The 1,757-nt window shown below is 63.5% G+C and carries 2 protein-coding genes; both read right to left on the bottom strand.

Going from position 1 to position 1,757, the window contains the following annotated elements:
- Positions 1-394: 394 nt before the first annotated feature.
- Entirely contained in the window at positions 395-1,312 is a 918-nt protein-coding gene (metF, locus tag EN781_RS31840; RefSeq protein ID WP_126053876.1) for a methylenetetrahydrofolate reductase [NAD(P)H], read from the bottom strand.
- On the bottom strand, positions 1,312-1,757 hold a 446-nt coding region (locus tag EN781_RS31835; RefSeq protein ID WP_145965760.1), incomplete at its 5' end, for a class I SAM-dependent methyltransferase. The genes metF and EN781_RS31835, both read right to left, overlap by 1 nt.

Genomic DNA, 1,757 nt, shown 5'->3' with positions numbered 1-1,757 from the left:
CCCTGGTAGCGCTGCCATGCCCAGCTTCCGCCGCAGCCCCGCCACAATTTATTCACAAGCCCTAAGTCGACTTTTGCCGAAGAGTTTCAATGCCTAACGGCAAAAGCCAGGTCGCAAATTCCACAATCACGTCGCATTGCAGCACATTTTCCGCTTGCCTGTGGCACAAATGACCCTAGACTCCTGCCATAGCTCTTAAGAGGAGGCTATGACATGGGACTGACGAGGCCAATCAACGCATTGATGATTTGTGCAGCGTTTGCATTCATCGGCGCCCTAATCATAGGCGTTCTTCCGTAACCGCCAGAGCGGAAGAAAACAGCAGCTGACAGTCAATCCATTTCGAAAGGCCGGGTTTCACCCGGCCTTTTGCATTTCATGTCACGACGACAGCTCAGGCCGCGGCCGAGCCCGTCGCTTCCGCTTCATGCGAGCGGATGCCGATCATGTGGCAGATGGCAAAGACCAGGTCGGCGCGGTTCATTGTGTAGAAATGGAAGTCGCTGACGCCGCGTTCGACCAGGTCCAGCACCTGCTCGGCCGCCACGGCGGAGGCCACCAGCGCATGCGTCTGCGGGTCGTTCTGCAATCCCTCGAAGCGTTCGGCCAGCCACGCCGGCACCAGCGCGCCGCAGCGCGCCGAGAAATTGGCGACCTGGGTGAAATTGTGCACCGGCAGGACGCCCGGCACGATCGGAATGTAGATGCCGGCCCGCCGCGCACGCTCGACATAGCGCTCGTAGAGATCGTTGTCGAAGAAGAACTGGGTGATGGCGCGGGTCGCGCCATTGTCGGCCTTGCGCTTCAGCATGTCGAAGTCGGTGGCGAAGTCGGGGCTTTCCGGATGCTTTTCCGGGTAGGCGGAGACCGAGATGTCGAAATCGCCGGCGCTCTTCATCGCGCCGACCAGCTCCGCGCCATTGGCATAGCCGTCCGGATGCGGCCTGTAGGCGGTGCCGACGCCAGCGGCCGGATCGCCGCGGAGCGCGACGAAGCGGGTGACGCCCATGTCGGCGAATTCGCGCACCACGGCGTCGACCTGATCGCGCGCGGCGTCGACGCAGGTCATGTGCGCTGCAGGCGTCAGCGTCGTCTCGTTGAGGATGCGCTTGACCGTGCGGGCCGTACGCTCGCGCGTCGAGCCGCCGGCGCCATAGGTCACCGAGACGAATTTCGGCTTGAGCGGCTCCAGCCGGGTGACGGTGTCCCACAGCCTGGCTTCCATCTCGTCCGTCTTCGGCGGGAAGAACTCGAACGAGACCCGAACCTTGTCGCCAATATCGGGGCGGCGGGAAAAGCGGAACTGGTTCATCAGGCTGTTTCCCCAATTTGGTATGCTTTGGCCGGTAGTGTGTCGTTTGAGGGGTCGGCGATCAGCATGCGGCGGTCGCGGCCGAGCCACAGCTTGACGGTGAGCCTGGCCTCGGCCTGGCCGCGCGGCTCGAATTCCTGGCTGTCCTCGAGCGCGAGGCCCGCCTCGGCGAACCATTCTGCGATCTGCCGGTCGGAAAAGCCGAGCCGCATATGCGCGTGCTGATCGCGCAGGAACTCCAGCGCATGCGGCGCGAAATCGACGATCACCAGCCGGCCAGCCGGGCGCAGCAGCCTGGCCGCCTCACGGATGGCGCGGGCGGGATCGTCGAGATAGTGCAGCACCTGGTGGATGGTGACGAGATCAAAGGCGTCGCGCTCGACCGGCGGCGCGAAGATGTCGCCCTGCCGCACCTGCGCATTGGCAATGCCGGCCTTGTCGAGAT

The sequence above is a fragment of the Mesorhizobium sp. M4A.F.Ca.ET.090.04.2.1 genome, assembly GCF_003999085.1.
Taxonomy (GTDB): Bacteria; Pseudomonadota; Alphaproteobacteria; order Rhizobiales; family Rhizobiaceae; genus Mesorhizobium.
Note: the sequence above shows the minus strand (reverse complement) of the source record. Positions and strands in the feature narration are given on the sequence as shown.

Bases quoted from the DNA above. Each gene is read 5' to 3' on its own strand.
- metF (WP_126053876.1), bottom strand. From the start codon at position 1,312: ATGAACCAGTTCCGCTTTTCCCGCCGCCCCGATATTGGCGACAAGGTT.